Genomic DNA, 6,605 nt, shown 5'->3' on the forward strand with positions numbered 1-6,605 from the left:
ACCGCCGTCTCAGCGCGACACGAGGGGATCGGCCCAGACCGCGGTTCATCCCGAGGTCTTCACCCTCTCCGCTTCCAGGCGCAGCCGTAGGGCGCCCTCCACGCTGACGGAGATCTCCGCGCTCTCGCCCAGGCCGAGGGTGTGCGATTCGAGCAGATCTTCGCCCGCGAACACTCGAACCGTCACCGATGCGTCGCTCCTGGAACCGTCGCTCAGCCCCACCACGGCCTCGAAGGTCGTCCATTTCCGTCCGAGGTCGAATTCGACGAAGCAGTTCGCGCAGCCTCGCAACTGGACGGTTTCGGTATATTCCTGTCCGTTGACGGTGGCGGGGCCGGTGTCATAGTGGTGCCCGCTCTGTGCGACCTCAAGCTGGGACAACCTCGACTGCGCCGTGCCCTCTCCGCCTTCCGCGGAGCCCTGCTCCGGTGAAGTCCCGCCCTCCTCAGATGTGGAGCTGTCGTCGCCGGGCCGACCGGTTTCGCCGTCCTCGGTGCCGGTGGCGGTCGTACCCGAGGATTCGTCCTGGTCGCGCCCTTGTTCCCTCTCCTGCCGCATCGTCGCTCCGAAGTAACCGAGGCCTCCTCCCAGGACCAGAGCGAACAAGGCCGTCACGGCGATTGTGGCGTGATTGCTGCCGTGTCGGTGGAGCGGAACCCGGCCGCCACCTGTTCCGGTCGGTGGGGGAGCCGCCCGCCGGTGGATCGGCGGGCCCGGTCGGCGGCTCCCCTCTTCCGAGCGCGGGGCTCAGAGGGCGCGGTCCAGGGGTGCGGTCAGCGCGACCGGGGTGACCTCCAGGCGGTCGAAGCGCCAGCCGTCCGGTGTGCGGCGCGCCCCGTAGCGGTGGCGCGCGGCCGCGATGGCCTGCGTCTTGCCGTCGATGACGAAGACGGCGACGTCGTGCGCCCGGACGGTGGCGGCGTCACCGGCGAGTTCGATGACGAGGTTGGACTTGTTGTGCAGGGTGGCCGCGTACCGGTCGTGGCGCGAACGCGCGAGTCCGGCGAGCGCCTCGATGCCGCGCGCCTCCCCGCGTGCGGACGTGAAGACGACATCCTCGGTGAAGAGCCGGTCGCTCTCGTCGTAGCGTCCCTCGTCGATCCACAGGCTGTGGCGGGCGACCAGGTCGGCCAGCTCGGCGCGGTCGGCGAGCTCGCGGACCAGGGTGTCGGTGCCGGTCATGGGGGGATCCTCCAGTTCATTAGTGCAACTAACGTTAGTTGCACTAATGAACTTATATCGTTAGTGGCACTAACACAAGGCGGTAGGCTGCCCGCATGGAGACCGGCGACGAACTGCGCTTCGACCACGGCGACGCGACCCCCGAACGGCTCAGGGGCCAGCTCTCGCGCCTGGTCGGGATGACGGCCGTCCAGACCCGGCGCGTCGCGGGCGACGCGCTCGCCGCGGTGGGCGCCCGCAGGGACCACTTCGTGGTGCTCGCCGCCCTCGCCGAGTTCGGCGACGCGAGCCAGGCGGACCTGTCCGGCCGCACCCGGATCTACACGAGCGACCTCGTGTCCGTCCTCAACGACCTCGTGGACGGCGGCTGGGTCCGCCGCGCCCCCGACCCAGCGGACAAGCGCCGCAACGTCATCACCATCACCGACGAGGGCGGGCGCCGCCTCGCCGAACTCGACCGCGTCCTGGCCGAGGTCAACGAACACGTCATGGCCCCGCTCGACCGTGAAGAGCGCGCTCAGCTGTTCGCCCTGCTCGGCCGCATCAACGCCCACCTCGCCGACGCGCCGGACCGCCGCTGACCCCCGCCGCGGCGGTGCGCGCGGCGGCCGTCGTGCAGTACTCCTGGAAGAGCACAGGGAAACGTCTTCTTCGCTGGGAGTTGTCGATGGCCGTTCGCCGCGTGGTGCCCAATGTCCGGTCCGAGGCCGTGGGAGAGAGCCGGGAGTTCTACGGTCGGCTCGGGCTGGAGGAGGTCATGAACCTCGGCTGGATCACGACGCTCGCCTCCCCGGCCGACCCGGGGTCGCAGGTCAGCTTCATGGCCGAGGACAGGACCGCGCCGGTCGTGGCCGACATGAGCATTGAAGTGGACGACGTGGACGCGGCCTACGAGGCGATGCGGGAGGCCGGCGCGGAGATCGTGCACCCCTTGCAGGACGAGGAATGGGGGGTGCGCCGCTTCTTCGTACGCGACCCGAACGGCCGCGTGGTCAACGTGCTGGGGCACCGCTGACGAACGCGGTCGTGGGCCTCCCGCCGCAGAGGTGGCCACCGCCCGGGGAAGGGGCCGCTCAGGTCCTCCCACATGCCCGTCCCGCTCTCCGGAACCTCAAGGCCGACGGCGTCGAGGTGCCCGGCGGAGGTGCTCGGCCGGGTGAGGGACGGCGGTCGGAGGCTTTCGCCGTGCGGAGCCGGGCCGGGGACACCCGGCACGGCGAGGAACGCGGGAGTCCTTGTACAGTGCGGCCATGAACGACTGTGCGGGGGTATCGGAGCCGGGCGGCGGTGACACCACCGTCCGCGACTCGCGGGATTTGTGGGCGGGGTGCCCGACCACGCCCTCCTCGGAGCGGAGCGCGCTTCTCGGTGCGGTCGCCCGTGGGTGAGGACACGACAGGCCCGGGGCCCCGGGCCGCCGGGCTCGCCGAGTTCGCCTGGGCCCTGGACGCCGAACGCGAACGCCAGCTCGCCACCTGGGGCGACCAGCGGCACCCCGACGGCACCGGCCTCCCCGGCGACCGGGAGGCCGCCGACGCCGCCCGGGACCGGTGCGCGGCCGAGGCCGCCGCCGGCGACCCCACCTGGCGTGCGATCCTCGCCGAGGAGATCGCCGAGGCCTTCGCCGAGTCGGACCCCGACGCCCTGCGCACCGAACTGGTCCAGGCGGCCGCGGTCATCGCGGCGTGGGTGCACGACCTGGACCGGCGGGAGACCTCCGGGGAACAGGCGCGAAGCCGACCATGAGCCCGGCCCCGATCACCGCCATGCCGACCCACGCCCCCACCGAGGGCATCGGCGCGCCCAGCGCGGTCGCGACCAGGGCCGCCGTCGGCGCCGCCACTCCGGCGGCCAGGCTCGCCGCGCCCGCGCCGATCCGCTCCACCCCCGTGAACCACAGCACGAACGACAGCGCCGTCGCGATCGCCCCCAGGTAGACCACCGCCCCCAGCACCGCCGGGTCGGCGACCATCGCCCAGGCCGCCGGGTTCACGAACAGCGACAGCACCCCGAAGACCACCGCCGCCGTCAGCGTCGTCGCCGCCGTGTACCCCCACGCCCCCATGCGCGGCAGCGCCGGCGCCCCGAACAGCGTGAACCCCGCCTCCAGCGCGATCAGTGACAACGCCATCAGCACGCCGACGACGTCCGCGTGCCCCCACCCCGTCACCGCGACCGCCCCGACGTTGACCACCAGCGCCCCCGCCACGATCCGCGCCGACGGCCGCTCGCCCCGGGTCAGCGGCCCCGCCACCGACAGCACCATGGGGATGCACGCCACCGCCGCCGCGAGCACCGCCGGTTCCGCGTGCGCCGTCCCCACGATCAGCGCCAGGTTGAACCCCACCAGCCCCGAGAGCGCCCCCGCGACCACCCAGAGCACGTCCCGGCCGCGGGGGAGCGACACCTTCTGCGCGAACAGCCGGGCCAGCGCGACGACCGCCACCGCCGCCACCGCGTACCGCGCCGACTGGACCACGAACGCGGGCATGCCCGCCGTCGCGCCGATCACCGCGACGCTGCTGCCCATCAGGGCCATCCCGCCCAGCGCGGGCCACAGGCCCCGCACCAGGGACGGCGAGGAGGAAGTAGAGGATTCGGGGAGGGGAGAAGTCTTTTGCACGCCTCCACCCTGGACCCGCTATGGTCCGACGAACAGGACCAAGCACATCCGTTCCGACCGGACCAAAGGGAACGACCCATGGCCGCCACCACCGCCCGGGGCTCGGGCTCGGACTTCCTGCAACTCGACGCCTCCGCCGTCCCCCGCGGCGAACGCACCGAATGGCTCACCGACGCCCTGCGCTCCGCCATCGCCGCCGGCGTCCTGCCGCTGGGCACCCGGCTCCCGCCCACCCGCGCGTTCGCCGCCGAACTCGGCGTGGCCCGCGGCACCGTGGTCGAGGCCTACCAGCGCCTCACCGACGAAGGCCTGCTCACCGCCGCCCGCGGCGCCGGGACCGCCGTGGCCGCCCGCCCCGTCGACACCCCCGCCACCCGCCCCACCGGCACCTGGGAGCCCCCCGACTACGGCAGCGGCGTCGTCGACCTGGCCACCGGCATCCCCGACCTGGCTGCCTTCCCCCGCGCCGCCTGGCTGCGCGCCGAACGCGAGGTCCTGTCCACCGCCACCGCCCGCTCCCTCGGCTACGCCCCGCCCCAGGGCACCCCGGAGCTGCGCACCGAACTCTCCGCGTGGCTGGCCCGCTCCCGCGGCGTCCGCGCCGCCCCGGAGCAGATCGTGGTCACCGCCGGGGTCACCGGCGCCCTGAGCATCCTCGTGCAGGTCCTGAGCGCCCGCGGCCTGCACGCCATCGCCCGCGAGGACCCCGGCGCCGACGGCAACCGCGCCATCCTCGACCGCTGGACCCGCGGCGCCACCGTCCCCGTCCCCGTGGACGCCGACGGCATCGACACCGGCGCCCTGGCCGCCACCGACACCCGCGCCGTCCTGGTCACGCCCGCCCACCAGTTCCCGACCGGGGTGGTGCTCTCGCCCGCCCGCCGCCGCGCCCTGCTGGCCTGGGCGCGCGACCGCAACGGCCTGGTGATCGAGGACGACTACGACGCCGAGTACCGCTACGACCGCTCGCCGGTCGGCGCCCTGCACGGCCTGGACCCGAACCTGGTCGCGCACACCTCCAGCCTCTCCAAGACCCTGGCCCCCGCCCTGCGCGCGGGCTGGCTGGTCCCGCCCCCGCACCTGCTGGAGGAGGTGGTGGAGGCACGCTGGGCCGCCGACCTGGGCTCGCCCTCACTGCCGCAGCTGGCCCTGGCGCTGCTGCTTCGCGACGGGACCATCGCCCGCCACCTGCGCACCATGCGCGCCCGCCACCGCACCCGCCGCGACGCCGCCGCGGCGGCGGTCCGCGCCCACCTGCCGGGCTGCACGGTCCTGGGGGTGGCGGCGGGCCTGCACCTGCTGGTGCTGCTGCCCGCCGGTATCGACGACCGGGACGCCGCCGCCCGCGCCGAACGCGCCGGGGTGGCGGTGCAGCCGCTGTCGCGCCACCGCACCGCCCCCGGCCCGCCGGGCCTGGTCATCGCCTACGCGGGCCACGGCCCGGCCCGCCTGCACGAGGCCATCGCCCGCCTGGGGGCCGCCGTCCGCCTCTGACGCCCCGGCGCGGTCGGCGGTGCCGGTCGCCGGGTGGGTCAGGAGACCTGGGAGGACTCCCGCGCGGGCACGGCCGTGGCCCCCGCGGCGGCCTTCCCCGTACCGCGGTCCAGGAATCCGGCGGTCAGCGCGACGCCCAGGCCCGCCACGGCCAGCACGGCGCCGATCGCCGCAGGGGACGACAGCCCCAGCCCGGCGGAGATCCCCACCCCGCCCAGCCAGGCGCCGCCCGCGTTGGCGAGGTTGAACGCCGAGTGGTTCGCGGCGGAGGCCAGGGTCGGCGCCGCCCCCGCCTTGTTCATCACCAGCAGTTGCAACGGCGTGGTCACCCCGAACCCCACGGCCCCCAGCACCACCACCGACACCATCGCGGTCCACGGGTTGTGCACGGTGAACGTGAACAGCGCCAGCACCACCGCCAGCGCCCCCAGCGCGGTGTAGATGGTGGGCCGCAGCGCCCGGTCGGCCAGCGGCCCCACGACCAGCGACCCCAGGGTCATGCCGATGCCGAACAGCGCCAGCACCACGGTCACGCCCCCGCCGGTCATCCCGGCCAGCTCGGTCATCATCGGCGCGATGTAGCTGTACACGGCGAACACCCCGGCGAACCCGAACACCGCCGACAGCAGCCCCAGCAGCACCTGGGTGTTCCCCAGCGCCCGCACCTCGGGCATGAGCCGGCCGCTGCCGGTGCGCGCCAGCCGCGGCACGAACACGGCGATGCCGACCATGGCCAGCACCGCGATCGCGGTCACCACCAGGAAGGCGGCCCGCCACCCCAGTTCCTGGCCGAGCAGGGTGCCCACGGGGACGCCGATGATGTTGGCGACGGTCAGTCCCAGGAACATGCGGGCCACCGCGCGCCCCTGCCGGGCGGGCCCGGCCATCTGGGCGGCGGCCAGCGCCCCGGCGCCGAAGAACGCGCCGTGCGGCAGCCCGGCGATCACCCGGGAGGCGAACACGGTCTCGTAGGTGGGGGCCAGCACCGTGGCCAGGTTGCCCACGGCGAACAGGCCCATGAACAGGATCAGCACGGTCTTGCGCGGCAGCCGGGTGGCGGCCGCGGTGAGCAGCGGGGCGCCGACGACGACGCCGAGGGCGTACGCGGAGATGAGGTACCCGGCGTGGGAGATGCTCACGCCGAGCCCGTCGGCGACCTCCGGCAGCAGGCCCATGATGACGAACTCGGTGGTTCCGATGGCGAAGGCGCCGACGGCGAGGGCGAGCAGGGCCAAGGGCATGGTGAACGGCCTCTCTGAACGGCTGTGGAGTGGACCGGGGGGTGAGAAGTCGGTCGGGGGTGCGG

8 protein-coding genes are annotated in these 6,605 nt (G+C 74.2%); 4 read left to right on the forward strand and 4 right to left on the reverse strand.

The annotated features are described in order from the left end of the window. Positions 1–45 precede the first annotated feature (45 nt). On the reverse strand, positions 46–606 hold the full coding sequence (locus ACJOT3_RS30830) for an NPCBM/NEW2 domain-containing protein (protein ID WP_406976647.1): 561 nt from the start codon (positions 604–606) through the stop codon (positions 46–48). Positions 607–747: 141 nt separating this feature from the next. After that, positions 748–1,182, reverse strand: a complete 435-nt coding sequence (locus tag ACJOT3_RS30835) for a nuclear transport factor 2 family protein (RefSeq protein WP_406976648.1) — start codon at positions 1,180–1,182, stop codon at positions 748–750. A 95-nt stretch (positions 1,183–1,277) separates the two neighbouring features. On the opposite strand from ACJOT3_RS30835, the gene ACJOT3_RS30840 reads away from it, so the two are divergent. From ACJOT3_RS30840 to ACJOT3_RS30850, 3 genes are all read left to right on the forward strand, one after another. After that, complete coding sequence (locus tag ACJOT3_RS30840) at positions 1,278–1,763, forward strand: MarR family winged helix-turn-helix transcriptional regulator (protein WP_406976649.1); 486 nt, start codon at positions 1,278–1,280, stop codon at positions 1,761–1,763. Between the two features lie 86 nt (positions 1,764–1,849). Next, positions 1,850–2,197: a VOC family protein gene (locus tag ACJOT3_RS30845; protein WP_406976650.1), complete on the forward strand. Its 348-nt coding sequence runs from the start codon at positions 1,850–1,852 to the stop codon at positions 2,195–2,197. Between the two features lie 365 nt (positions 2,198–2,562). Continuing rightward, a complete protein-coding gene (locus ACJOT3_RS30850; RefSeq protein ID WP_406976651.1) occupies positions 2,563–2,928 on the forward strand; it encodes a hypothetical protein in 366 nt (121 codons plus the stop codon). Here the strand turns inward: ACJOT3_RS30850 and ACJOT3_RS30855 are convergent. Further along, on the reverse strand, positions 2,858–3,751 hold the full coding sequence (locus tag ACJOT3_RS30855; protein WP_406976652.1) for a DMT family transporter: 894 nt from the start codon (positions 3,749–3,751) through the stop codon (positions 2,858–2,860). The genes ACJOT3_RS30850 and ACJOT3_RS30855 overlap by 71 nt on opposite strands. A 132-nt stretch (positions 3,752–3,883) precedes the next feature. Here ACJOT3_RS30855 and pdxR point away from each other — a divergent pair, with 132 nt between their 5' ends. Then, entirely contained in the window at positions 3,884–5,299 is a 1,416-nt protein-coding gene (gene pdxR, locus ACJOT3_RS30860; RefSeq protein WP_406976653.1) for a MocR-like pyridoxine biosynthesis transcription factor PdxR, read from the forward strand. A gap of 38 nt (positions 5,300–5,337) precedes the next feature. Here the strand turns inward: pdxR and ACJOT3_RS30865 are convergent, their stop codons facing one another. Further along, the gene (locus ACJOT3_RS30865; RefSeq protein ID WP_406976654.1) at positions 5,338–6,540 is read right to left on the reverse strand and encodes an MFS transporter; all 1,203 of its coding nucleotides are present in this window, start codon (positions 6,538–6,540) and stop codon (positions 5,338–5,340) included. Between the last annotated feature and the right edge of the window lie 65 nt (positions 6,541–6,605).

Source organism: Nocardiopsis protaetiae (genome assembly GCF_045446735.1).
Classification (GTDB): domain Bacteria; phylum Actinomycetota; class Actinomycetes; order Streptosporangiales; family Streptosporangiaceae; genus Nocardiopsis; species Nocardiopsis protaetiae.

Coding starts and splice junctions, on each gene's coding strand:
- pdxR (WP_406976653.1), top strand. CDS start 3,884: ATGGCCGCCACCACCGCCCGGGGCTCGGGCTCGGACTTCCTGCAACTC.
- ACJOT3_RS30865 (WP_406976654.1), bottom strand. CDS start 6,540: ATGCCCTTGGCCCTGCTCGCCCTCGCCGTCGGCGCCTTCGCCATCGGA.
- ACJOT3_RS30845 (WP_406976650.1), top strand. CDS start 1,850: ATGGCCGTTCGCCGCGTGGTGCCCAATGTCCGGTCCGAGGCCGTGGGA.
- ACJOT3_RS30835 (WP_406976648.1), bottom strand. CDS start 1,182: ATGACCGGCACCGACACCCTGGTCCGCGAGCTCGCCGACCGCGCCGAG.
- ACJOT3_RS30840 (WP_406976649.1), top strand. CDS start 1,278: ATGGAGACCGGCGACGAACTGCGCTTCGACCACGGCGACGCGACCCCC.